Source organism: Lawsonibacter sp. OA9 (genome assembly GCF_022440585.1).
Window position 1 is genome coordinate 2,322,760 of sequence record NZ_JAKNTI010000022.1, and the last position, 21,121, is coordinate 2,343,880.

Here is a 21,121-nt window from a genome sequence, read left to right on the forward strand (position 1 = left end):
CTGCATTCCATATTGCTTTTTTCTGTGCGACAAGGTATAATGCCATCATATCCTGCGTACAAGTGTTTTTACAGGGCAGACAATCTGTAAAACGCTTGATCCCGGAATGAAAAGGAGTAGTGAACATGAAAAGAATCCTTGCCAGCGCCCTGTCCGCCGCCCTTCTGCTGACCATGCTGGCCGGCTGTGGCGGAAACAACAATTCCTCCAACAACGGTTCTTCCAACACTGGGACTTCTTCCGCCTCCAACACCAGCTCCGGTGACAAGGTGGTTAAGATCGGTGTGTTTGAGCCCCAGTCCGGCGACAACGGCGCCGGCGGAAAGCAGGAAATCCTGGGAATGCAGTACGCCCACTCCCTGACTCCCACTGTGGAGATCGGCGGCGAGACCTATACTGTGGAGTTGGTCTATGCCGATAACCAGTCCGCTAACGACAAGGCGCCCTCCGCCGCCCAGACTCTGGTTTCCGCCGGCTGCTCGGTGGTGCTGGGCTCCTATGGCTCCGGTGTGTCCATCGCCGCTTCCGACACCTTTGGGGACGCGGGTGTGCCCGCCATCGGCGTGACCTGCACCAACCCCCAGATCACCATTGGCAACGACCACTACTTCCGCATCTGCTTCATCGATCCCTTCCAGGGCACAGTCCTGGCTAACTTCGCCAAGGACCAGTTTTCCGCCACCAAGGCTTACTGCCTGGCCAAGCAGGGGGACGACTACTCCGTGGGTCTGTGCAACTACTTCATGAAGGCCTTTGGTGAGGAAAATTGTGTGTATGAGGTTTTCCCCGAGGGTACCTCTGACTACAGCTCCTATGTGACCAGTGCCAAGAACTCTGGCGCCGATGTATTCTTCGCCCCTGTTTCCATTGAGGCGGCGGCGCTGATTCTGGATCAGGCCGCTACCCAGGACCTGGGGATGCCCATGCTGGCCGGCGACACCTGGGATTCCAACGTAATCACCGAGGCCGCCAAGGGCAAAAGCAATATCGATCTCTACGTCACCACCTTCTATCAGGAGGGCGGCAACGCGGAGTTTGACGCAGCTTTTAAGGAGTGGATCAACTCCGACTCCACCAACCTGACCAATAACAACGGCAACGACATGATCGCCGCCGTTTCCGTCATGGGCTACGACGCCTACTATGTAGCTCTGGAGGCCCTGAAGGCCGCTGGCTCCACCAATCCCGCCGATGTGATGACGGCGCTGTGGGATGTGACCTATGACGGCATCACCGGACACATCGCTTTCGACGATGAAAACGGCGACGCGGTGCGGGATCTGGCCTATGTGAAGCACTGCAATACAGAAACCGGCGCCTGGGATCTGGTGGGCGAGCAGGGCGTGTAAGTCAACGCTCGACTTATCCTTTCAGATCGTACACCGCGCCCGGCGGGACAGTAAAACCCCGCCGGGCGCGGTTTCACAAGGCTTTGGGTCGCTGCGGAAAGGACTTGAGATCTCTTGCCTCTTTCTCGGCGGCCTGAGGGATCATTTTGATACGGAGAGGGAGGAATCCCATGGAACAATTCACAACGGTTATACTGCCCTATATTTTGTCTGGCATCTCCGTAGGCGGCCAGTACGCATTAATCGCCATCGGCTATACCATGGTGTATGGTATCCTGCGCCTGATTAACTTCGCCCACGGCGACGTGTTTATGGTGGCGGGTCTGATGATGGTCTATCTCTCGGCGGCCCTGCCCTTATATCTGGCGGTGCCGGTGGTAGCGCTGCTGACGGTGGCTCTAGGCTTTGTCATCGAGAAAATCGCCTACAAGCCTCTACGCTCCGCTCCCCGCATGAGCGTGATGATCTCCGCCATCGGGGTCAGCTATCTGCTGCAGAACCTGGCCCTATATGTCACCGGTGGTCTGAATAAAACCTATCCCACCATCCCCTGGATCTCCGACCAGGTGGATCTGTTCGGGGCTACCACCAAGCGGGTCACTCTAATCACCCCGGTGCTGACCATCATACTGGTCATCCTGCTGGTACAGCTGATCAACCACACCAAGGTTGGAATGGCTATGCGGGCGGTAGCCAAGGACTTTGAAACCAGCCAGTTGATGGGGATTAAAATCAACAATGTCATCTCCGTCACCTTTATCATCGGCTCCTTTTTAGCGGCAGTCGGGTCCATGCTCTATTTCTCCAACTATCCCGGTGTGGTACCTACCTCTGGAGCCATGCCCGGCCTGAAAGCCTTTGTAGCCGCGGTGTTCGGCGGGATCGGCTCTATCCCAGGGGCGGTGATCGGCGCATTCATCATCGGCGTGTTTGAGTCTCTGATCAAGGGGCTGGATACCATTCTGACCACCTTTCACATCATCCAGTCCCCTCTGGAGCTGTCCACCTTCTCCGACGCCTTTACCTTCGTGCTGCTGATCGTGATCCTGGTCTTCAAGCCGACAGGCCTGTTTGGCGAGAAGGCCACGGACAAGGTTTAACGGGAGGGAGTGGGTTAAATGATACAGCAAAAAAATAACAGGCAAACCCTGATCTCCCTGGCGCTGGTGGCATTGATGCTGGCGGTAGTGCTGGTTCTGGACCAGGTGATCCAGCCCACTGACTACATGTCAATGCTCCTCAAGGTGCTGCAAAAGGCTTCGGTCTATGCCCTGGCGGCTGTGTCCCTAAACCTGTTGACCGGCTTTACGGGCCTGTTTTCCCTGGGACACGCGGGCTTTATGCTCATCGGGACCTATATTTACGCCATCTTTACCATCTCCTCTGACAGCCGGGACGCGGTGTACCAGTACTATGACGCGGCGGTTCGCTTCTCCATCCCGGAGGCGTTGAGCGGCGCTCTGGGCCCCTTCGGCACCGTTCTGGGGGTAATCGTGGCCGTCCTGCTGGCCGGCCTGGGGGCCGCCCTGGTGGCCTGGCTGATCGGTCTGCCGGTGCTGCGTCTGAAAAGCGATTACCTGGCCATCGCCACTCTGGGCTTTGCGGAGGTCATCCGCGCGGTCTTTCAGTGGGGAAAGCTGGGGCCGGTGACCAATGGCTCCAACCCTCTAAAGAGCTTTATACGGATTGCGGACTTTAAGATCCAGGCGGGCGACATGACCATCAGCCTGTCCACCTTCATCCCTGTCCTGATGTCCACAGTGTGTATCGGGATCATCGTCCTGCTTATCAACTCCTCCTACGGGCGGGCCTTTAAAGCCATCCGGGAAAATGAGATCGCGGCGGAGGCTATGGGCATCAACCTGGCCCGCCACAAGATGCTCTCCTTCTGTATCTCCTCCTTCTTCGCCGGCGTGGCCGGAGCGGGGATGGCCATGGTGCTGGGCATCGCCCAAGCCAATAACTTCAAGTCCGCCATGACCTATGAAATCCTGCTCATGGTGGTGCTGGGCGGCATCGGCTCCATCTCCGGCTCGGTCATTGGGGCCACCCTATTCATCGCTGCCTCCGAGTGGTGGCTGCGCGGCTTAGACAACGGCGCTTTCCTGGGCATCGAGGCCCCAGGCATCTTCCGCAACGGCTTCCGGCTGGTGGTGTTCTCCGTCATCATTATGGTGGTGGTCCTCTTCTTCCGGAAAGGCATCATGGGGGACAAGGAACTGCCAGATCTGTTTAAGCGCCGGAAGAAAGCCAAGGGGGTGGCGAAATGAGTGAGAGTATCCTCAATTTAGAGCACGTCACCATGCAGTTTGGAGGCGTGGTAGCGGTCAATGACCTGTCCCTGGAGGTAAACAAGGGAGAAATCGTGGCGCTGATCGGCCCCAATGGCGCGGGCAAGACCACGGCCTTCAACTGCATCACCGGGGTCTACGAGCCCACCAACGGAAGGGTCTCTTTTCTGGGGCAGCCTATGGTGGAGAATTTCCCCCAGGGCAAGATGAAAAAGACCTACCAGGGGGAGAACCAGGGGATGTTCACCCACAAACTGGCCCCCACCCCAGATCAGATCACCCATATGGGGATGGCCCGGACATTTCAAAACATCCGGCTATTTTCCTCTCTTTCTGTGCTGGACAACGTGCTGATCGCCAAGCATATGCGGGCCAAGCACAACGTGTTTTCCTCCACCTTCCGTCTGAGCAGGCAGGAGGAGGCACGGATGCGGCGGGAGGCCATAGCTCTGCTGGAGGAGCAGAATCTGGATCACCTTCAGGACGAGGTGGCTGGCTCCCTGCCCTATGGACTACAACGGCGGCTAGAGATCGCCCGGGCCTTGGCCACCGAACCCAAGCTCCTGCTTCTGGATGAGCCGGCCGCGGGCATGAATCCTCAGGAGACCCACGAACTGACAGACTTTATCCGGCAAATCCACACAAGGTATGATTTAACCGTATTGCTGATCGAGCATCACATGGATCTGGTCATGCGGATCTCCGACCGCATCTATGTCCTGGACTTCGGCAAGCTGATCGCCCAGGGCACACCGGAGGAGATCCAAAACAATCCTCGGGTGATTGAGGCATATTTGGGGGTGGCGGACGATGCTGAAAATTGACGAATTGCAGGTAAACTATGGCGGCATCGAGGCCGTGAAGGGAATCACCTTTCAAGTGCCAGAGCGAGAGATCGTCACACTGATCGGCGCGAACGGGGCCGGGAAATCCACCACCCTTCGGGCTATCGCCGGACTGGTAAAGCCAGCGGCGGGCCGCATCCATCTCCAGGGGGACGATATCACCGCCCTCTCTCCCGACCGGATCGTGTCCAAAGGCATCACCTTAGTCCCAGAGGGGCGCCATGTATTCCCCGATTTGACGGTACTGGAAAATCTGAAAATCGGCGCCTATCTGCGCCATGACGACCTGGAGGACGACATCAAGTGGGTCTATGACCTGTTCCCCCGGTTGAAGGAGCGTTCCTGGCAGGCGGCGGGCACTCTGTCCGGCGGCGAGCAGCAGATGCTGGCCGTAGGCCGTGCCCTCATGTCCCGGCCTAAGATCATGATGATGGATGAGCCCTCCCTGGGTCTGGCTCCTCTGGTGGTCAAGGGGATCTTTGAGATCATCAAGGAGATCAACAAGCAGGGCGTCACTATCCTTCTCATCGAGCAGAACGCCAACATGGCGCTGCACATCGCGGATACCGCCTATGTTTTGGAGACTGGCCGCTTGACTATCTCCGGCTCCGGCAGGGAGTTGTTGAGCAATGAGGCTGTGAAGAAAGCCTATCTGGGATAATTACATGAATCAGAGGGCCGCTGTCAAACAGGCAGCGGCCCTCTTCCCTTATCCCGTATGTTCCTCTTTTTCTGTGGGCACCTCCGCCGCCAGCGACATAATGGACACCTCGAAGGCCACCCGCTCCTCGGAGCGGTCTCCGCTGACCTTGGTATAGGTTCGGCTCTGAAGTCGTCCAGTCAGCCGAAGCTGGTCCCCCACCTCCATGCCTCCGCACCGGTGGGCTAAACTGCCCCAGGCGATGCAGGGCAGATAGTCCGCTCTTCCGTACCGGCGGTTGACCGCCAGGATCATATCACAGATGGTCCGCCCCAGGGGGGTGGCCCGCAGGCTTGGTGTCTTACATAGGGTGCCGGAGAGCTCCAGCCGGTTTTCATCCTCTCCCGGCTCCTGCCGCAGCTCTCTGGCAAAGGCACTGATGACCAGCCTACTGCCTACCCCAGTTCGGTTGTTGAAGGTCCGTACTTCCCCCAACACCGTCAGCTCGCTCTCCCGCTCCAGCGGTCCGCAGCACTCCAGCAGCTCCAACGGAGCTACCACGTTCACCTGATCCTCCGCGCCTGACAGGCGCCGGACCACCAGTGGGAAGGTATAGAACTCCACGCCGTGGTTGAGATGGGAATAGACTGGGGCCTCCCCTACCGCGCCATGGAGGCGGATATGGTTGACGTCGGCGGAGCACTTTCTCATGGACCATCACTCTCCTGAATCGTTTGTTCCTCTGATGTATATGAAGTCCAAACGCCAGGTATGTCCCAAGCCGTTCCCCAGGGGGCGACAAAAAGGGCGTGTCCACCCCCACGGACACGCCCCTATTTTTCTATCGACGGCCGAACCCGCCGCCTCGGCCTCCGCCAAAGCCTCCACCGCGGCCACCAGAAAATCCTCCGCCCCGGGAGCCACCGAAGCCACCTCCACGGAAAGAGCCGGAGGAGAAGCCGCCGCCGCGGGAACCACCGGAGAAGCCGCCGCCTCTCGGTCCACTGGAAAAACCGCTCCCTCTGGAGCCGCCGCCCGGACCCGAAAAGCCGCTGAAGCCTCCACCGCCGGGCCCTCTAGGTCCCCTTGGCGGAGGAGGAGGGGGCGGCTGACGCCACCGCCGGCGGTACCAGCCGTAAGAGGGGCCGTGCCAGAACAGAATAGGCCGGAACACATAGGGCGGATTGATCACTCCGTAATATCGCTGACGATAAGCGGTATAGCGCGCGCTGTCAATCAAGGTGGCCGCCACCAGCGCGATGGCCAGAAGAATGACCAGCATCATTACCAGCCCCCCGGTCCTCTGGGTGCCGCCATAGTGATTGGCGTTGTCCAGATAGCCCAGGCCGTAGTTGTCCACATAAAATTGGTTGACATCGGCAAAGAGGTTGAGCACCCCTTCTCCGTACTCTCCCGCCGCCACATACTCATAGAGGGACTGGTCCATATAGTTGGTGACCTGCTGGTCTGTCATGGGATAGTCCGGCCCCACGGCCAAATAGCCATTGGTATTTTTCACATCGATGACCAGGATGCCGTCGCTGCTGGCCAGCTCGATTTCCTCCCCCAAGGAATAGGCGTAATCGCCAATATCGCCGGACACCCCGTCCACCACCGCCAGCGCGATGAGGCTGTCATATCGCTGGACCCAGTTGGCATTATACAGGCAGATGTCCCGCTCCTGGCTATCGGAGAGCACGCCGGCCTGGTCCCAGATATAATCCGCAAACTGGGCGGTGGACAGGCTGGTATCCAGCCCCACCTCTCCCGGCTCCGGGACTGCAGCGCTCTCCTTGTTCAGGCCGATGACCACCGCCGCCCCGATCATTGCGGCTGTGCACAACCAGGCTACCCAGGTCTTTTGAAAAAATTTCATATAGGAACCCCTTGTCATTTATGTAGGGGCGCATTCGAGATCCGCCCCACAGAAACTGCGCGATCCTTCGGCGCCTCCGCTCTTTGTGCCGTCAGGACCTCTTAGCCCCTTAGCTCAAGAAGCTTCTGCTTTAGCTCCCCTTCGATCCTGCCCAGCTCCGCCTCCGCCTCTTTCCGCTTCTGGCTGCCCTCGGTCTGAATCCTCATCACCTCATCCAAGGTAGAGATAAGCTGCTGGTTGGTATGCTGCAGTGTTTCGATGGAAACCACAGACCGCTCCGCCTCCTTGGCGGTTTCTATGGTGCCCATCTTCAGCAGATCGGCGTTTTTCTGGAGCAGTTGATTGGTCATGTCGGTGACAGCTGTCTGGGCAGCCGTGGCCTGTCGCCCGTGTTCCAAGCCCAGAGCCAGCACCATCTGGCTCTTCCACAGGGGGATGGTATTGACCAGAGAGGACTGGATCTTCTCTAGCATCAACGTGTCGTTGTTCTGGAGCAGTCTAGTCTGGGGTCCCATCTGTATGGAGATCATCCGTGTCAGCTCCAGGTCATGAAGCTTCTTTTCAAAGCGGGAACACAGGTTAGCCAGGTCGTTGTAGGCCTGGGCATCCTCCTGGGCGCCGCTCTCCTCCGCCTTTTTCTTCAAATCGGCCAAGTCGTGGGTCCGAAGATACTCCAGCCGCTTCTTGCCGGCAATGATATACATGGTCAGCTCTTTGTAATATTTGGTGTTCAGCTCATACATCTGGTCAAACATGGCGATGTCCTTCATCAGGACCACCTGGTGATTCTCCAGCACCTTGACGATCTTGTTCACGTTTGTCTCCGCCTTGGAGTAGCTGGCCTTCATGGCCTCCAGCTCATTCTTCCGCTTCTGGAAGAATCCGGCAATGCCCTTTTTCTCCGGCTCGCCAAAGGTCTTAAGCTCCACCACCAGGGAGGACAGCGCCTCGCCCACCTCGCCCAGGTCCTTGGTCTTTACATTGTTCAGGGCGCTCTCGGAAAAGGCGGCGATGTTCTTCTGGGCCGCGGCCCCGTACTGGAGGACCAGGTTGGAATCGGTGACGTCGATCTTCTGGGAGAACTCATCCACCATCTTCCGCTCCGCCTCGGTGAGCATGGACTCATCCAGCTTGACGGCGTTGGCGTCCCGTTGAGCCTGGAGGGCCGCCTGCTCCTCCTGTTGAGCGGCAGTGTCGGGGGCGGGTACAGGGTCCAGGGTCAGTTCCGGGGCGGCGGGCGGCTGGGCAGCGGCCGCCCCGCTGGGGTCCAGGGTCAGCTTGGGTGTCAGGTTCAGTTCGTCACTCATATTGGGTTCCTCCTAAAATGAAAGTAGTCATACCTCAATCGTTCCTGGGGCTCTTATCATAGGCCAGCCAGCGCCGCCAATGGAAGGCGCAACTCAAGCTCTGGAGCAGAAGCAGGGCTACATACCACCAGAACATGTTTCCGCTGAGTCTATCAGGAAAAAACAGCAGAAGCCCGATCTGCAAGGCCGGGATCACAGACCAGAGTACAGCGTTAACCAGACATTCGCGCTTGCTTATAAATTCGCGGTAATTGGCCATGCTGCTCTCCTTTCATTTGCCGCCCGTTTTGTCCTCCTTGAAGGTGAAATAACGGTACCAGTGAAACCCGACGAAAACCACCCCAGCCAGTGTGATGATCAGATTGAGCCAGAAGTAGGGGGCGCCGGGGACCAGCATCCGGTTCTGCAGCCCGCCTCCCAGCCACAAAACCCACAGAAAGGTCCAAATCAGGGCCCGGTTCATCCTGGACTGCTTGGTATCCGCACTCATATTCTCCTCCTCACAGCTCCAGCTTGGGACCGTCCTCCTTGGATGAGCCCCCCATAGTCATTCCCCCCAGCCCCTCCTGGGCCAGCAGGTTCTCCATCACAGTGATATCAGTGGAGATGTCCAGGGCCTCCTCACCGAACAGGGCGTCCAGCTGCTTGTCAAAGGCCTGGGTAATGGTGTCCATCATGCGCTCCACCTTGGCTTTGGTGGTGCTGATATTGTCCCCAGCGATGCCGGTGGAGTCCATCCGATCATAAGCGTTCAGGATCTTCAGTGTCGTGGGCAGGTAGTAGTCCATAAATCGGCGGATCTGGGGCAGTTTTTTGGGCTGCGACACCACCTGGTCGATGATCTTTCCGGTGACATCCTCCAAATGGTCGATCTGAGCGGATATCTTTTCGTCCACAATGGCGTCGTTAAGGCGGCGCATCTCTGACAGCGCCCGGTCCCTCTCCCGGATGAGCGCGTCAATAGCCGGGTCGCCGGTGGTCTTCTCCTTTTTAGGCTCCTCCTTGGGCCTGTCCTCTTTCTCACCGGCCAGCTCAAAGGCCTTGTCGGGAAAGACGGCCTTCCCAGCGATAAAGGCGACCAGAGAGAGGACCGCGCAGATCCCATAGGAAGCCGCCGACTTCAGCGGAAACAGCAGGGCATAGCCCAGCCAGACCACGCCCACCAGATAAATGGGCAGTACCGAGGGTTTGATATGCTTGGCCATAATTTCCTCCATCGCCCCGGCGGGGCAGCAAAACTCGGATATAGATAGTCTTATTGTACAACCGGGAGTGGAGCAGTGTCAAGGCGAAGGGCACTTTCTCCCAAAATCGCCCTCCTTTTTTGCCCTATCTCATTGACTTCTCCCCCAAGATTGAGTATGATTTTAAAGAATTGATTTGATAAAAAGGAGAACCTCCTATGCTTACCCTGGAACAGTTTAAAAACGCCCGGAGCACACTCCAGGGTGTTCTTCGGCCCACCCCTCTGATCTACTCCCCCTACTTGTCCAAGACCTGCGGCAACTACGTCTATCTCAAGCCGGAAAATATGCAGGTCACCGGGGCCTACAAGCTTCGGGGGGCCTATTTTAAGATCAGCACTCTGACGGATGAGGAGAAGGCCCGTGGTCTTGTCACCGCCTCCGCCGGCAACCATGCTCAGGGCGTGGCCTACGCCGCCCAGGCGGCCGGCGTGGCCGCCACTATCGTCATGCCCACCACTACTCCTCTGGTAAAGGTAAACAACACCAAGGACTACGGCGCCCAGGTCATCCTCCATGGCGAGGTATTTGACGACGCAGCCGAGCTGGCCGCCCGGATGGCAGAGGAGCAGGGATTAACCTATGTCCATCCCTTCAACGATCTGACACTGGCCACTGGTCAGGGCACCATCGCCTATGAGATCTTCCAGGACCTGCCCGACGTGGACGTGATCCTGGTCCCCATCGGCGGCGGAGGGCTGGCCGCCGGCGTGGCCACGCTAGCCAAGCTGCTCAACCCCCAGGTTGAGGTCGTGGGGGTTGAGCCCACTGGGGCCGCCTCCATGAAGGCCAGTCTGGAGGCTGGTCACATCGTCACCCTCCCCTCCGCTACCACCATTGCGGACGGCGTGGCCGTCAAAACTCCGGGGGACAAGGTGTTCCCCTATATCCAGCAAAATGTGGACCGCATCCTCACCATCGACGACGGCGAGCTGGTGGAGGCCTTTTTGGATGTGATGGAGCGGCACAAGATGGTGGTGGAGAACGCGGGGCTGCTCACCGTCGCCGCTCTGCGCCACCTGGACTGCAAGGAGAAAAATGTAGTGTCCGTCCTGTCCGGGGGCAACATGGATGTCATCACCATGGCCTCTCTGGTCCAGCACGGGCTCATCTGCCGGGGCCGTATCTTCACCTTTGCCGTCCAGCTTCCCGACCGCCCCGGCGAGCTGATGCGGGTGGCCGGTGTACTGTCCCAAAACAACGGCAATATCATTAAGCTGGAGCACAACCAGTTCGTCAACATCAACCGCCAGTCCGGTGTGGAGCTGCGTGTCACCCTGGAGGCCTTCGGGCACGATCACAAGGCCCAGATCCTGGATGCTCTGCGGCAGGCCGGCTATCAGGTGTCTGAGGTGGATACCGGCGACTTCTATACCTGAGTCTTCTCTGCCGCCCGCCGGAGGCGGGCCTCCGGCGGGCGGCTATCTGAAAAGCGGCGGGCCAGCGGGCTGAACCGGACGGTTTTGGCCGTGGGATCGGCCTGGAGCGATCCGCCTCCCCCGGGGCACCCGGGAGAGCCATAGGCCTCCCTTCTCCGCCCTGTATCCTATGCGCCCGGGCCACAAACTGCCCCATCGCGCCAGCCGCTCCTATCCCGTCTCTCCGTCGAAGTTTGAAAGTGAGGTCATCAACCATGGTAAAGATCGCTCCCTCTATTCTGTCCGCCGATTTTGTCAATCTGGAGCGGGACATCAAAAAAGTGTCGTCCGCGGACTATCTCCATGTGGATGTGATGGACGGCTGCTTTGTCCCCAACCTTACCATTGGCATCCCGGTGGTAAAGTCCATCCGCCAGTGTACAGACATGTTTTTGGACGTCCATCTGATGATCGACAAGCCGGTGCGGTACATCGAGGACTTCGCCAAGGCCGGAGCCGACCTGTTGTCCGTCCATTTGGAGGCCGACCACCCCACCCAAATCGCCCAGGCCCTGAAGGTCATGGGCGAATGTGGAGTAAAAAAGGCGGTGGCCCTGCGGCCCATCACCTCTGCCAACGCCATCCTGCCCTATATTGAGGAGTTGGATATGGTGCTGGTCATGACTGTGGAGCCCGGCTTCGGCGGCCAGTCCTTTATGGAGTCCCAGTTGGAGACCATCCGCCAGGTCCGGGCCATCATCGAGAAGTATCATCCCACCTGTGAGCTAGAGGTGGACGGCGGCATTGCCCCCAAGACCGCTCCTCTGGTAGTGGAGGCGGGCGCCAACGTACTGGTAGCCGGCTCCGCCGTCTACGGCAAGGAGGATATCCCCGCCGCCATCGCCGCCCTGCGGGTATGAGAGGAGCCCTTTTATGAAATCCTACGCTGTCCGTACCGCTAAGACCCCAGAGGACGCTGAAGCCCAGATGAATGAAATGGCTCGGGAGGGCTGGACTGTCAAGGCCGTCACCTTCTGGGAAACCGCTATGGCTTACCGGCTGGTCATCACCTTTGAAAAAGAAATTTAATCCCGCTCCCTATCTCTCCTGGAGGTCTCCGTCATGCAGTATTTTCCCCCCGCCCTTGAAAATCTGGTAGAACACTTCGCCAAGCTGCCCGGCATTGGTCTAAAGTCGGCCCAGCGGCTGGCCTTCCATGTCCTGTCCCTGCCTGAAGAGGAGGCGTCCGCCTTCGCCCAGGCCATCCTGGAGGCCAAAAAGGTGATCCACTGCTGCCCCGTATGCCAGAATCTCACCGAGGGGGAGGGCCCCTGCGCCATCTGTGCCAGCCAGAAGCGGGACCGGTCCACCGTTTGCGTGGTAGCCGATCCCAAGGACGTGGTGGCCATGGAGCGCAGCCGGGAGTACGGCGGCGTCTATCATGTGCTCCACGGGGTCATATCTCCCATGAACCGGGTGGGCCCTGACGACCTGCATATCCGCTCCCTGGTGGAGCGGGTAGCCGCCGGCGGTGTAGCTGAGGTCATCATGGCCACCAACCCCGACACAGAAGGAGAGGCCACCGCTATGTATCTATCCCGTCTGCTCAAGCCGTTCCAGGTAAAGGTGACCCGGCTGGCCTATGGCATCCCTGTGGGCAGCCATCTGGAGTATGCGGACGACGCGACTTTAATGCGGGCCCTGGAGGGTCGGCGGGAAATCTGAATCCTCCCTCACCTCACGTCCCCCATTGTTTCAAATGAGCATACAAAAAGCTGTGGAGAGGACACTCCACAGCCTGTTTTTTTACAGCTTTACCGGAATAGGCCGCAGGATCCGAAGGGTATCCGGAGTCACTCCACATTCCAGCGCTATCACCTCCACCCCCGCCCGGGCCGCCCGGCGCAGAGCCTCCCCAAAGGCGGGGTGAGTGGCATCGTTGGGCTCCATCCAGCGCATCCCCTCCATCTGGACCACAAAGCAGACGGCAGCCCCATATCCCGCCTGTCGGGCCGCCACCAGCGCCTCCAAATGCTTCACGCCCCGCAGGGTGGGGGCGTCCGGGAACCGGGCGATCCGGTCCTCCTCTAAGGTGACCCCCTTCACCTCCACAAACCCACGGGTTGAATCGGAGGTCTTTTCTCCCCCGCTCAAAAACTCCCAGTAATAATCGATTCTAGAATTCCTATATGTCATCTCCGGTCGAAGCAGTGTGGGGACAAACCCCAGCCCTCCGGCGGCCGCCCACTCCCCAAATACTCTGTTGGGCGCCTGGGAGTCCATATTGATCAGGAGAGGGCCTGCCGGCCCCTCCTTCTCTACCGCTACTAGGTCAAAGCGGGTCTTACGGACCGGATTGTGACTGTCCACCAGATAGACCCGGCATCCAGGGACTAGCAGCTCCCGGCACCGGCCGGTATTTTTCACATGGCAGACCTGGAGGTTCCCCTCCACCTCTACCTGCGCAACAAAGCGGTTGGGCCGGGCTAGAAAAGTACCGGCGCAGATATTGGGATATTTCATCTTGTCTTTTCCCCCGGAGTTCTGGTAATATGTCCCTAGTATAGCCAATGATAGGAATCGAGGCAAGTCCCATGGAGAAAAAAGCTGTCTGGAACATTATCGCCGCCGCTGCCCTCTGGGGCTGTATCGGCGTCTTTTTGAAGCTGCTCACCGCCGCCGGTCTCTCCTCTATGGATGGAGTGGCTCTCCGCAGTGCGGTAGCCGCTCTGCTCTACGGCCTCTTTCTAGCCGCTACGGACCGTAAAGCGCTGAAAATCCAGCCCCGGCACTGGTACTACTTCTTTGGCTCCGGTGTCTGCTCCCTGGTCTTTTTCAACTGGTGCTACTTCTCCGCCATCTCCACCAGCTCCATGTCCGTGGCGGCGGTGCTGCTGTATACCTCCCCCGTCTTCGTCACCCTTCTGTCCGCCCTCTTTTTTCGAGAGAGAATCACGTCCCACAAGGCGGCCGCCCTGGCGTTGACCTTTGCAGGCTGCGTCCTGGTCACCGGGCTGCTCCCGCTGGGCCAACAGTCTGTGTCCTATTTGACGATACTATATGGATTAGGAGCTGGATTTGGTTACGCTCTGTATTCAATTTTTGGCAAGCTGGCCCTTAGGCAATACGCCTCCTCTACGGTGACTTTCTACACCTTTCTCTTTGCCGCCCTGGCCTCTCTGCCCCTGTCTGGTCTTCCCCGCCATCTGGAGGCGCTGGCGGACTGGCGGGCCATTCTGGGCGGGTTGGGCATCGGGGTGCTGTGCTGTATCCTGCCCTACCTGTTGTACACTGAGGGGCTCCGGTACACCGAGGCGGGGAAAGCCGCGATCCTTGCCACTGTAGAGCCCTTTGTGGCCGCCCTGCTGGGGATCTGCCTGTTCCATGAGTCAGTCACCTTCTATAAACTGCTGGGCATGGGGGCCATCTTCCTGGCCATTCTTCTACTGAATCGGGACCACAAATGAATAATAAAAGGAGCTGTCCGCCTGGGACAGCTCCTTTTTATCCTTTTACAGTTTTACAAATTTGTCTTTGTTGGCCCGGCAGATAGGGCACTGATAGCCGTCGGGCAGAGTTTCCTTCTCCGCCACATAGCCGCAGATGGTGCATCTCCAGCCCTCGTTGCCCTCCAGGGTTCGGACCACAGTGGCGGTGGGCGGAGTAGAGCCCCCGTCGTTCTTGAAGTCGTCCACGGTCAGGGCAGGCCCCTCGCCCAGCACCTCGGCCTCCATCGTTTCAGCAATATAGAGCATATAGGTGCCCAGATCCAGCTTCTCCACTACCTTACAGCTAAACCGGGCTAGAGCGTGATCCTTCACATAGGGATTTCCTGCCCCATCCCGCTCTACGTCGAAGCCATCGAACTTGTTCACTACCCGGCCGGACTTATAGCCAAACAGATTGACCAGATCCTTTGGGGTATCCTTGGCCAGTACCGTGGCGGCAAAGCTCCCCTTCGCCTCGATGGCTTTGAAGGTCTCGTTACTCTTGTTTACTGTCAGGGAAAACTTGAAGGGCATAGAGGATGTGACCTGGTGCAGAGAGTTGACGATACAGCCCTGAGGCTTGCCGTCCAACTCGGCGCCTACGATAAACAGGCCATAGTTGATGCGGCTGAATGCTTTGCGGTTCATATGAGTTCCTCCTTACTTTTAATAAGAATTATTCCTATTTATATTTCTATCATAGCAACATTTTATCCCGTTGTCAAGGAAAATATTTGCAGGGACTGGGAGACTTTTTCTTCCCTTGTCCTCTATTTGCCTCTCTGTTATAATAAAAATAGAGAGAAAAAGGAGGATACCCCATGCATATACCTGCCTGCCAGACCACCCAGCTGGAGCTCATCTCCTTCGACCAGGCCTTAGAGGAGGCTCAAGAGCCCAATCCCGACTATGACTCCTCCCGCTGGCTCTATGTGCCCAATTTTTATTCTGAGTACCGATACATCCTTGGAACCAGAGGGGATCGCCCCCTGATCTGTGTAGGTGTCAATCCCTCCACGGCAGCTCCGGACGCCCTGGACAACACCCTGAAATCGGTAGAGCGTGTGGCCCTCCACAACGGATATGACAGTTTCCTCATGTTTAACGTATATGCCCAGCGGGCCACAGACCCGGATCACATGGAGCAAACCTGCAATCACACCCTCCATCATGAAAATATGAGGGCCTTCGCATACGCCCTGTCCCTGGACCGGTCCGGCTCACCCTCTGTATGGGCGGCCTGGGGGACGATCATTGAAAAACGGGACTATCTGCCTCTCTGCGTCCGGGATATGGTCCAGCTGGGCCGCGACTATCACGCCTCTTGGTGGTCTGCCGGAAAACGCTCAAAAAAGGGACATCCCCACCATCCCCTGTACCTGCGGAAAGACAGTGTCCTAGAGGAGTTTGATGTCGATTCCTATCTAATCCATATCTGATTTGGAACAGAAAGGAGACGCGGCTTATGAAGGTCAACTGGAAGGAACTGATCTGCCGGGTATTCGCAGCTATATTCATCGGCCTTTTTCTCGGATTCCTCTTAGCGATTCTTCTGATCTATATTTCCCTCATGGCTCCCACCTATGTCCAGCGGGCGTCCTGGGTCCTCCTGCCCAGCCTTCTGGCAGGCGCGGTACTTGCCATTCTCTTTCCCCGGCGGTGGAGAAAGGGGGTTGCACTGTGTCTGGCGGCTGTTACCATCGGCTGCGGCGCTTACTGCGCCTTCGGCCTTTGGCGGAGCAGCGTCCCCACGGTGGACGACCGTGACCTGCTTCTCTGGCAGTACGAGCCCTTTTCAGAGGGCACCAAAGCTGTCAACCTGGAGGAGCAGTCTACCCTGCGCTTTCACCGGGAAGACCTTCTGCGCCTGGATGGCGCCACCGCCCTGTATCCGGTTTATGCCGGCTTTGTGCAAGCGGTCTATCCCCAGGGGGAATATCCCCTGTACGACAACAATACCTCGGAAGGCTATGGCTCTGTCACCTGCAGCGGCACTGTGAACGCCTACGAGCGGCTCATCACTGGCCGCACTGACCTGATCTTCGCCGCCGCCCCCTCCCAGGAGCAGCTGGAGATGGCCAGGCGGGCCGCAAAAGAGCTCCACCTGACCCCCATTGGCCGGGAAGCCTTCGTCTTTTTTGTCAACAGCAGGAATCCCGTGGAGGGACTGACGGTTGAGCAGATACAGGGTATTTACACCGGCCAGATCACCAACTGGAATCAGGTAGGCGGGAAGAATCAGCCCATCCGCCCCTTCCAGCGGCTGGAAAACAGCGGCAGCCAGTCAGCCCTCCTCCGCCTGATGGATGGTCTTCCCCTGATAGAGCCGGAGAAAGAGGACCGGGTGGGCGGCATGGGCGGTATTATCCAGCAGGTGGCCAGCTATCGGAACTATAAAAACTCTATTGGCTTTTCCTTCCGCTTCTACGCCTCGGAAATGGCGGCCAACGATCAAATACGTCTGCTGGCCCTGGATGGCGTATCCCCAACTAAGGAGTCTATCCGGGACGGCAGCTACCCTATCTCCGACTCCTTTTTTGCCATCACTGCCGCTCCAATTGGAGCTCCAGATCCTAGGGAGAGTAATCCAAAGCTGAATGCCTTCCTGGATTGGATTCTCTCTGAACAGGGCCAGCAGATCGTGGAAGACAGCGGATACGTATCAATTCGTTAACAAATTAAGACCATACAAGGGAGGAGCCGCTATGACGCAACTGCGTTTTTTAGAAGCCCATACGGAAACACATTTCAAAGACATGTCTCTCCTTCACGCATTGGGCTGGAGGGCAGCCTATCACGGCCTTATTCCCAAAGACTACTTGGACCGTGAGATCCTGGATGACCGCTGGGTGCCCTTCTTTCATGATAACTGCGGTACTGGAAAACTTCAAGGGCTCATCTTGTACGATGGTGAGCATCCCCTGTGCTGTGGAGTATATGGCCCTGTGCGGACGGAGCTTCAGCCCAAAGGCTTACCCAGTCTGGCCCAGTGGGGAGAGCTGGTTTCTCTCTATGTCCACCCAGCGCACTGGCGCTCTGGATATGGCTCTCTGCTCCTGAGGGAGATCCTCGCACGCCTAAAACGGGAAGGATATCCCGGATGCTTTCTCTATGTGCTTCAGGAAAACAGCAGAGCCCGGCGGTTTTATGAAAAACACGATTTCACTTGGGATGGATACGGTATTAAGGTCAGCCTCTCGCCTGAAACTGTCCTTACCGACTTGAGATACCGCAAAATACTATAATAAAAAAGCAGGACAGTTATTTAACTGTCCTGCTTTGTGTAGGCACTACCTATCTTCCCGGTCCGTCTCCAGACAAGTATTTTCGGCAGAAGCGAGCTTAACTTCCGTGTTCGGAATGGGAACGGGTGGACCCTCGCCCTAATCAGCACCTACTATTTTAATCACCGAAGTGACTAAAACCATATCAAATTGTAGAGAAAACTTGGTGACCCGTACGGGAATCGAACCCATGTTTGCGGCGTGAGAGGCCGCCGTCTTAACCGCTTGACCAACGGGCCGTGTGGTGCGCCTTCAGGGATTCGAACCCGGGACCCACTGATTAAGAGTCAGTTGCTCTACCAACTGAGCTAAAGGCGCATTTTGCGCTTTTGCCTGCACCCTGAAAACCGAACAGTGAAGCCGCATTCCTTGCTTACAAGCGCCTGCATTCTATTCTTAACCTTTTAGGTCAAGCCCTCGGCTTATTAGTATCGGTCAGCTCAACACCTCACAGTGCTTACACCTCCGACCTATCAACGACATAGTCTACGTCGAGCCTTACTCCATAAAGGATGAGAGATCTAATCTTAGGGGGAGTTTCACGCTTAGATGCTTTCAGCGTTTATCTCGTCCAGACGTAGCTACCCAGCTGTGCCCTTGGCAGGACAACTGGTGCACCAGAGGTCTGTCCATCCCGGTCCTCTCGTACTAAGGACAGCTCCCTTCAAATCTCTTACGCCCGCAACAGATAGGGACCGAACTGTCTCACGACGTTCTGAACCCAGCTCGCGTGCCACTTTAATCGGCGAACAGCCGAACCCTTGGGACCGAATTCAGCCCCAGGATGTGACGAGCCGACATCGAGGTGCCAAACCTCCCCGTCGCTGTGGACGCTTGGGGGAGATCAGCCTGTTATCCCCAGGGTAGCTTTTATCCGTTGAGCGACGGCACTTCCACTTGCATACCGCCGGATCACTAACTCCAACTTTCGTTACTGCTCCACCCGTCGGTGTCGCAGTTAGGCTCGTTTATGCGTTTACACTCAATGCACGATTTCCGTCCGTGCTGAACGAACCTTTGAGCGCCTCCGTTACCTTTTAGGAGGCGACCGCCCCAGTCAAACTGCCCACCTAACAGTGTCCCCCGACCGGATTCACGGCCGCAGGTTAGAAAACCAGTAAATCAAGGGTGGTATCCCAAGGGTGGCTCCACCTGAGCTGACGCCCAAGCTTCCAAGCCTCCCACCTATCCTGTACATGATTTACCAATCCTCAGTATTAAGCTACAGTAAAGCTCCATGGGGTCTTTCCGTCTAGTTGCGGGTAACCGGCATCTTCACCGGTACTACAATTTCGCCGGGTGGGCTGTTGAGACAGCGCCCAAATCGTTACGCCATTCGTGCGGGTCAGAACTTACCTGACAAGGAATTTCGCTACCTTAGGACCGTTATAGTTACGGCCGCCGTTTACTGGGGCTTCAATTCAAACCTTCGCTTGCGCTAAGCTCTCCTCTTAACCTTCCAGCACCGGGCAGGCGTCAGCCCATATACGTCATCTTTCGATTTAGCATAGACCTGTGTTTTTGGTAAACAGTCGCTTGGGCCTATTCTCTGCGGCTCCCCTTAGGGAGCTCCCCTTATCCCGAAGTTACGGGGTAATTTTGCCGAGTTCCTTAACAACCCTTCTCCCGTTGGCCTTAGGATTCTCTCCTCATCTACCTGTGTCGGTTTGCGGTACGGGCACCTTAGCATACACCAGAACTTTTCTCGCCTCGTTATTCTCCGACTTCCCTACTTGATTTCGGTCCCTTTCGCCCGGGTCAACCAACGCCCGGGTTCGGATAGCTCCAAGTGTCCTTCTGGTTTAAGTTTCGGTGGCTACGGAATTTCAACCGTATGTGCATCGACTACGCCTTTCGGCCTCGCCTTAGCTCCCGGCTTACCTTGGGCGGACGAACCTTCCCCAAGAAACCTTAGATTTTCGGCCATTATGATTCCCACATAATTCTCGCTACTCATTCCGGCATTCTCACTCGAATAAAGTCCACCGCTGCTTCCGCTACGACTTCACCCCTTATTCGACGCTCCCCTACCACTGCATTAGATGCAATCCCAAGCTTCGGTTATACGCTTAGCCCCGTTACATTTTCCGCGCAGAGTCACTCGACCAGTGAGCTATTACGCACTCTTTTAATGAGTGGCTGCTTCTAAGCCAACATCCTGGTTGTTTTCGCAACTCCACATCGTTTTCCACTTAGCGTATATTTGGGACCTTAGCTGTGGGTCTGGGCTGTTTCCCTTTTGACCACGAGACTTATCTCACGTAGTCTGACTGCTAGTCATCAATTATCCGGCATTCAGAGTTTGATAGGGTTCAGTAACTTTATCAGCCCCTAGCCCATTCAGTGCTTTACCTCCGGTAATCTAAACTAACGCTAGCCCTAAAGCTATTTCGGGGAGAACCAGCTATCTCCAAGTTCGATTAGAATTTCTCCGCTATCCACAAGTCATCCGCCACCATTGCAACGGGGGTCGGTTCGGTCCTCCATGGGGTTTTACCCCCACTTCAACCTGCTCATGGATAGGTCACCTGGTTTCGGGTCTATTGCACGCGACTTTATACGCCCTATTCAGACTCGCTCTCGCTTCGCCTCCGGTGCTGAACACCTTAAGCTTGCCACGTACAATAACTCGCCGGACCGTTCTACAAAAAGTACCTCATCACACTTTAACGTGCTTTGAGTGCTTGTAAGCACAAGGTTTCAGGTTCTCTTTCACTCCCCTCCCGGGGTCCTTTTCACCTTTCCCTCACGGTACTGCTCCTCTATCGGTCATCAAGTAGTATTTAGGGTTGGAGGGTGGTCCCCCCAGTTTCCCACAGGGTTTCACGTGTCCTGCGGTACTCTGGATCCTGACTAAATCGACTCAGCTTTCGCTTACGGGACTATCACCCGCTGTGGTCGGCCTTCCCATACCGTTCAGCTAGCCTATCAATCCGTTGTGTCAGTCCACAACCCCGAAGGATAAATCCTTCGGTTTGCCCTCTTCCGCGTTCGCTCGCCACTACTTGCGGAATCTCTGTTGATTTCTCTTCCTCGCCCTACTTAGATGTTTCAGTTCAGGCGGTTCCCCGCCTACGCCTATTTGATTCAACGCAGGCTGACAGAGTATTGCTCTGCCGGGTTTCCCCATTCGGAAATCCTGGGATCGAAGCTTATGTGCAGCTCCCCCAGGCTTATCGCAGCTTGTCACGTCCTTCTTCGGCTCTTGATGCCAAGGCATTCCCCTTGCGCTCTTATTAGCTTGACCTTCGTAGAACAACCTTTTCAAGCTGTTCTCTTGGTTCTATAAGAATTATGCAGGCCTCAGATTCAGTTTCATTGTAGTATTTGTTACCCTTTTAATTCCTTAAAAAGCCCACAAATTTTACTTTGTTACCTCTCTGTTGCTTGCTCGCAATTTCTTGCTTGCTTCACTGTTCAGTTTTCAAGGTGCAGTTCT

General features: G+C 56.8%; 21 protein-coding genes, 2 tRNA genes and 2 rRNA genes. 13 read left to right on the top strand and 12 right to left on the bottom strand.

Going from position 1 to position 21,121, the window contains the following annotated elements:
- The first annotated feature begins 125 nt into the window (after positions 1–125).
- From MCG44_RS12475 to MCG44_RS12495, 5 genes are all read left to right on the top strand, one after another.
- Positions 126–1,349: an ABC transporter substrate-binding protein gene (locus MCG44_RS12475; RefSeq protein ID WP_147573077.1), complete on the top strand. Its 1,224-nt coding sequence runs from the start codon at positions 126–128 to the stop codon at positions 1,347–1,349.
- A 170-nt stretch (positions 1,350–1,519) separates the two neighbouring features.
- Positions 1,520–2,449, top strand: a complete 930-nt coding sequence (locus tag MCG44_RS12480) for a branched-chain amino acid ABC transporter permease (RefSeq protein WP_147573075.1) — start codon at positions 1,520–1,522, stop codon at positions 2,447–2,449.
- 18 nt (positions 2,450–2,467) lie between these two features.
- Positions 2,468–3,619, top strand: a complete 1,152-nt coding sequence (locus tag MCG44_RS12485; RefSeq protein ID WP_240288532.1) for a branched-chain amino acid ABC transporter permease — start codon at positions 2,468–2,470, stop codon at positions 3,617–3,619.
- Positions 3,616–4,464 carry an ABC transporter ATP-binding protein gene (locus MCG44_RS12490; RefSeq protein WP_240288534.1) on the top strand — a complete coding sequence of 283 codons (849 nt, stop codon included), beginning with the start codon at positions 3,616–3,618 and terminating at the stop codon, positions 4,462–4,464. The genes MCG44_RS12485 and MCG44_RS12490 overlap by 4 nt, the downstream gene beginning before the upstream one ends.
- On the top strand, positions 4,451–5,146 hold the full coding sequence (locus tag MCG44_RS12495) for an ABC transporter ATP-binding protein (protein WP_147573069.1): 696 nt from the start codon (positions 4,451–4,453) through the stop codon (positions 5,144–5,146). The genes MCG44_RS12490 and MCG44_RS12495 overlap by 14 nt, the downstream gene beginning before the upstream one ends.
- A gap of 48 nt (positions 5,147–5,194) precedes the next feature.
- Here MCG44_RS12495 and MCG44_RS12500 read toward each other — a convergent pair whose 3' ends face one another.
- The 6 genes from MCG44_RS12500 to MCG44_RS12525 form a co-directional block, all read right to left on the bottom strand.
- Positions 5,195–5,836, bottom strand: a complete 642-nt coding sequence (locus tag MCG44_RS12500) for a single-stranded DNA-binding protein (protein ID WP_147573067.1) — start codon at positions 5,834–5,836, stop codon at positions 5,195–5,197.
- A gap of 130 nt (positions 5,837–5,966) precedes the next feature.
- On the bottom strand, positions 5,967–7,001 hold the full coding sequence (locus tag MCG44_RS12505) for a TPM domain-containing protein (RefSeq protein WP_240288536.1): 1,035 nt from the start codon (positions 6,999–7,001) through the stop codon (positions 5,967–5,969).
- Between the two features lie 101 nt (positions 7,002–7,102).
- Complete coding sequence (locus tag MCG44_RS12510; protein WP_240288538.1) at positions 7,103–8,308, bottom strand: toxic anion resistance protein; 1,206 nt, start codon at positions 8,306–8,308, stop codon at positions 7,103–7,105.
- Positions 8,309–8,342: 34 nt separating this feature from the next.
- Complete coding sequence (locus tag MCG44_RS12515) at positions 8,343–8,567, bottom strand: hypothetical protein (RefSeq protein ID WP_186851774.1); 225 nt, start codon at positions 8,565–8,567, stop codon at positions 8,343–8,345.
- Positions 8,568–8,579: 12 nt separating this feature from the next.
- A complete protein-coding gene (locus MCG44_RS12520) occupies positions 8,580–8,798 on the bottom strand; it encodes a hypothetical protein (RefSeq protein ID WP_147573060.1) in 219 nt (72 codons plus the stop codon).
- 10 nt (positions 8,799–8,808) lie between these two features.
- On the bottom strand, positions 8,809–9,513 hold the full coding sequence (locus MCG44_RS12525; RefSeq protein ID WP_240288540.1) for a 5-bromo-4-chloroindolyl phosphate hydrolysis family protein: 705 nt from the start codon (positions 9,511–9,513) through the stop codon (positions 8,809–8,811).
- Positions 9,514–9,710: 197 nt separating this feature from the next.
- Here MCG44_RS12525 and ilvA point away from each other — a divergent pair, with 197 nt between their 5' ends.
- The 4 genes from ilvA (at position 9,711) to recR (ending at position 12,635) form a co-directional block, all read left to right on the top strand.
- Positions 9,711–10,931 carry a threonine ammonia-lyase gene (ilvA, locus tag MCG44_RS12530; RefSeq protein ID WP_147573057.1) on the top strand — a complete coding sequence of 407 codons (1,221 nt, stop codon included), beginning with the start codon at positions 9,711–9,713 and terminating at the stop codon, positions 10,929–10,931.
- 254 nt (positions 10,932–11,185) lie between these two features.
- Positions 11,186–11,830, top strand: a complete 645-nt coding sequence (gene rpe, locus MCG44_RS12535) for a ribulose-phosphate 3-epimerase (protein ID WP_186851772.1) — start codon at positions 11,186–11,188, stop codon at positions 11,828–11,830.
- Positions 11,831–11,843: 13 nt separating this feature from the next.
- On the top strand, positions 11,844–11,999 hold the full coding sequence (locus MCG44_RS12540; RefSeq protein WP_240288542.1) for a hypothetical protein: 156 nt from the start codon (positions 11,844–11,846) through the stop codon (positions 11,997–11,999).
- A gap of 33 nt (positions 12,000–12,032) precedes the next feature.
- Positions 12,033–12,635: a recombination mediator RecR gene (gene recR, locus MCG44_RS12545; RefSeq protein WP_147573054.1), complete on the top strand. Its 603-nt coding sequence runs from the start codon at positions 12,033–12,035 to the stop codon at positions 12,633–12,635.
- An 81-nt stretch (positions 12,636–12,716) separates the two neighbouring features.
- Here the strand turns inward: recR and sfsA are convergent, their stop codons facing one another.
- A complete protein-coding gene (sfsA, locus tag MCG44_RS12550; RefSeq protein ID WP_240288544.1) occupies positions 12,717–13,433 on the bottom strand; it encodes a DNA/RNA nuclease SfsA in 717 nt (238 codons plus the stop codon).
- A 71-nt stretch (positions 13,434–13,504) separates the two neighbouring features.
- Here sfsA and MCG44_RS12555 point away from each other — a divergent pair, with 71 nt between their 5' ends.
- A complete protein-coding gene (locus MCG44_RS12555; protein WP_240288546.1) occupies positions 13,505–14,377 on the top strand; it encodes a DMT family transporter in 873 nt (290 codons plus the stop codon).
- Positions 14,378–14,422: 45 nt separating this feature from the next.
- Here the strand turns inward: MCG44_RS12555 and MCG44_RS12560 are convergent, their stop codons facing one another.
- Positions 14,423–15,046: a flavin reductase gene (locus MCG44_RS12560; protein WP_240288548.1), complete on the bottom strand. Its 624-nt coding sequence runs from the start codon at positions 15,044–15,046 to the stop codon at positions 14,423–14,425.
- 173 nt (positions 15,047–15,219) lie between these two features.
- On the opposite strand from MCG44_RS12560, the gene MCG44_RS12565 reads away from it, so the two are divergent.
- From MCG44_RS12565 to MCG44_RS12575, 3 genes are read left to right on the top strand one after another with little or no spacing between them, the layout of a single operon-like run.
- Positions 15,220–15,837, top strand: coding sequence for a DUF1643 domain-containing protein (locus tag MCG44_RS12565; protein WP_240288549.1), 618 nt, complete (start codon positions 15,220–15,222; stop codon positions 15,835–15,837).
- A gap of 26 nt (positions 15,838–15,863) precedes the next feature.
- Positions 15,864–17,072, top strand: a complete 1,209-nt coding sequence (locus tag MCG44_RS12570; protein ID WP_240288551.1) for a substrate-binding domain-containing protein — start codon at positions 15,864–15,866, stop codon at positions 17,070–17,072.
- Positions 17,073–17,103: 31 nt separating this feature from the next.
- Complete coding sequence (locus MCG44_RS12575; RefSeq protein WP_240288553.1) at positions 17,104–17,643, top strand: GNAT family N-acetyltransferase; 540 nt, start codon at positions 17,104–17,106, stop codon at positions 17,641–17,643.
- Positions 17,644–17,680: 37 nt separating this feature from the next.
- Here MCG44_RS12575 and rrf read toward each other — a convergent pair.
- From rrf to MCG44_RS12595, 4 genes are all read right to left on the bottom strand, one after another.
- A 5S ribosomal RNA gene (rrf, locus tag MCG44_RS12580) occupies positions 17,681–17,796 on the bottom strand.
- A gap of 50 nt (positions 17,797–17,846) precedes the next feature.
- Positions 17,847–17,921, bottom strand: a tRNA-Glu gene (locus tag MCG44_RS12585).
- Positions 17,922–17,924: 3 nt separating this feature from the next.
- Positions 17,925–18,000, bottom strand: a tRNA-Lys gene (locus tag MCG44_RS12590).
- Positions 18,001–18,087: 87 nt separating this feature from the next.
- Positions 18,088–20,929: ribosomal RNA gene (locus MCG44_RS12595) — 23S ribosomal RNA — on the bottom strand.
- Positions 20,930–21,121 lie beyond the last annotated feature (192 nt).

What these genes read in the sequence shown, in the direction of transcription:
- recR (WP_147573054.1), top strand. Translation starts at nt 12,033, where the DNA reads ATGCAGTATTTTCCCCCCGCCCTTGAAAATCTGGTAGAACACTTCGCC.
- MCG44_RS12570 (WP_240288551.1), top strand. Translation starts at nt 15,864, where the DNA reads ATGAAGGTCAACTGGAAGGAACTGATCTGCCGGGTATTCGCAGCTATA.
- MCG44_RS12480 (WP_147573075.1), top strand. Translation starts at nt 1,520, where the DNA reads ATGGAACAATTCACAACGGTTATACTGCCCTATATTTTGTCTGGCATC.
- rpe (WP_186851772.1), top strand. Translation starts at nt 11,186, where the DNA reads ATGGTAAAGATCGCTCCCTCTATTCTGTCCGCCGATTTTGTCAATCTG.
- MCG44_RS12520 (WP_147573060.1), bottom strand. Translation starts at nt 8,798, where the DNA reads ATGAGTGCGGATACCAAGCAGTCCAGGATGAACCGGGCCCTGATTTGG.
- MCG44_RS12540 (WP_240288542.1), top strand. Translation starts at nt 11,844, where the DNA reads ATGAAATCCTACGCTGTCCGTACCGCTAAGACCCCAGAGGACGCTGAA.
- MCG44_RS12485 (WP_240288532.1), top strand. Translation starts at nt 2,468, where the DNA reads ATGATACAGCAAAAAAATAACAGGCAAACCCTGATCTCCCTGGCGCTG.
- MCG44_RS12475 (WP_147573077.1), top strand. Translation starts at nt 126, where the DNA reads ATGAAAAGAATCCTTGCCAGCGCCCTGTCCGCCGCCCTTCTGCTGACC.
- MCG44_RS12510 (WP_240288538.1), bottom strand. Translation starts at nt 8,308, where the DNA reads ATGAGTGACGAACTGAACCTGACACCCAAGCTGACCCTGGACCCCAGC.
- MCG44_RS12505 (WP_240288536.1), bottom strand. Translation starts at nt 7,001, where the DNA reads ATGAAATTTTTTCAAAAGACCTGGGTAGCCTGGTTGTGCACAGCCGCA.
- MCG44_RS12495 (WP_147573069.1), top strand. Translation starts at nt 4,451, where the DNA reads ATGCTGAAAATTGACGAATTGCAGGTAAACTATGGCGGCATCGAGGCC.
- MCG44_RS12560 (WP_240288548.1), bottom strand. Translation starts at nt 15,046, where the DNA reads ATGAACCGCAAAGCATTCAGCCGCATCAACTATGGCCTGTTTATCGTA.
- sfsA (WP_240288544.1), bottom strand. Translation starts at nt 13,433, where the DNA reads ATGAAATATCCCAATATCTGCGCCGGTACTTTTCTAGCCCGGCCCAAC.
- MCG44_RS12500 (WP_147573067.1), bottom strand. Translation starts at nt 5,836, where the DNA reads ATGAGAAAGTGCTCCGCCGACGTCAACCATATCCGCCTCCATGGCGCG.
- MCG44_RS12565 (WP_240288549.1), top strand. Translation starts at nt 15,220, where the DNA reads ATGCATATACCTGCCTGCCAGACCACCCAGCTGGAGCTCATCTCCTTC.
- MCG44_RS12575 (WP_240288553.1), top strand. Translation starts at nt 17,104, where the DNA reads ATGACGCAACTGCGTTTTTTAGAAGCCCATACGGAAACACATTTCAAA.
- MCG44_RS12525 (WP_240288540.1), bottom strand. Translation starts at nt 9,513, where the DNA reads ATGGCCAAGCATATCAAACCCTCGGTACTGCCCATTTATCTGGTGGGC.
- ilvA (WP_147573057.1), top strand. Translation starts at nt 9,711, where the DNA reads ATGCTTACCCTGGAACAGTTTAAAAACGCCCGGAGCACACTCCAGGGT.
- MCG44_RS12555 (WP_240288546.1), top strand. Translation starts at nt 13,505, where the DNA reads ATGGAGAAAAAAGCTGTCTGGAACATTATCGCCGCCGCTGCCCTCTGG.
- MCG44_RS12490 (WP_240288534.1), top strand. Translation starts at nt 3,616, where the DNA reads ATGAGTGAGAGTATCCTCAATTTAGAGCACGTCACCATGCAGTTTGGA.
- MCG44_RS12515 (WP_186851774.1), bottom strand. Translation starts at nt 8,567, where the DNA reads ATGGCCAATTACCGCGAATTTATAAGCAAGCGCGAATGTCTGGTTAAC.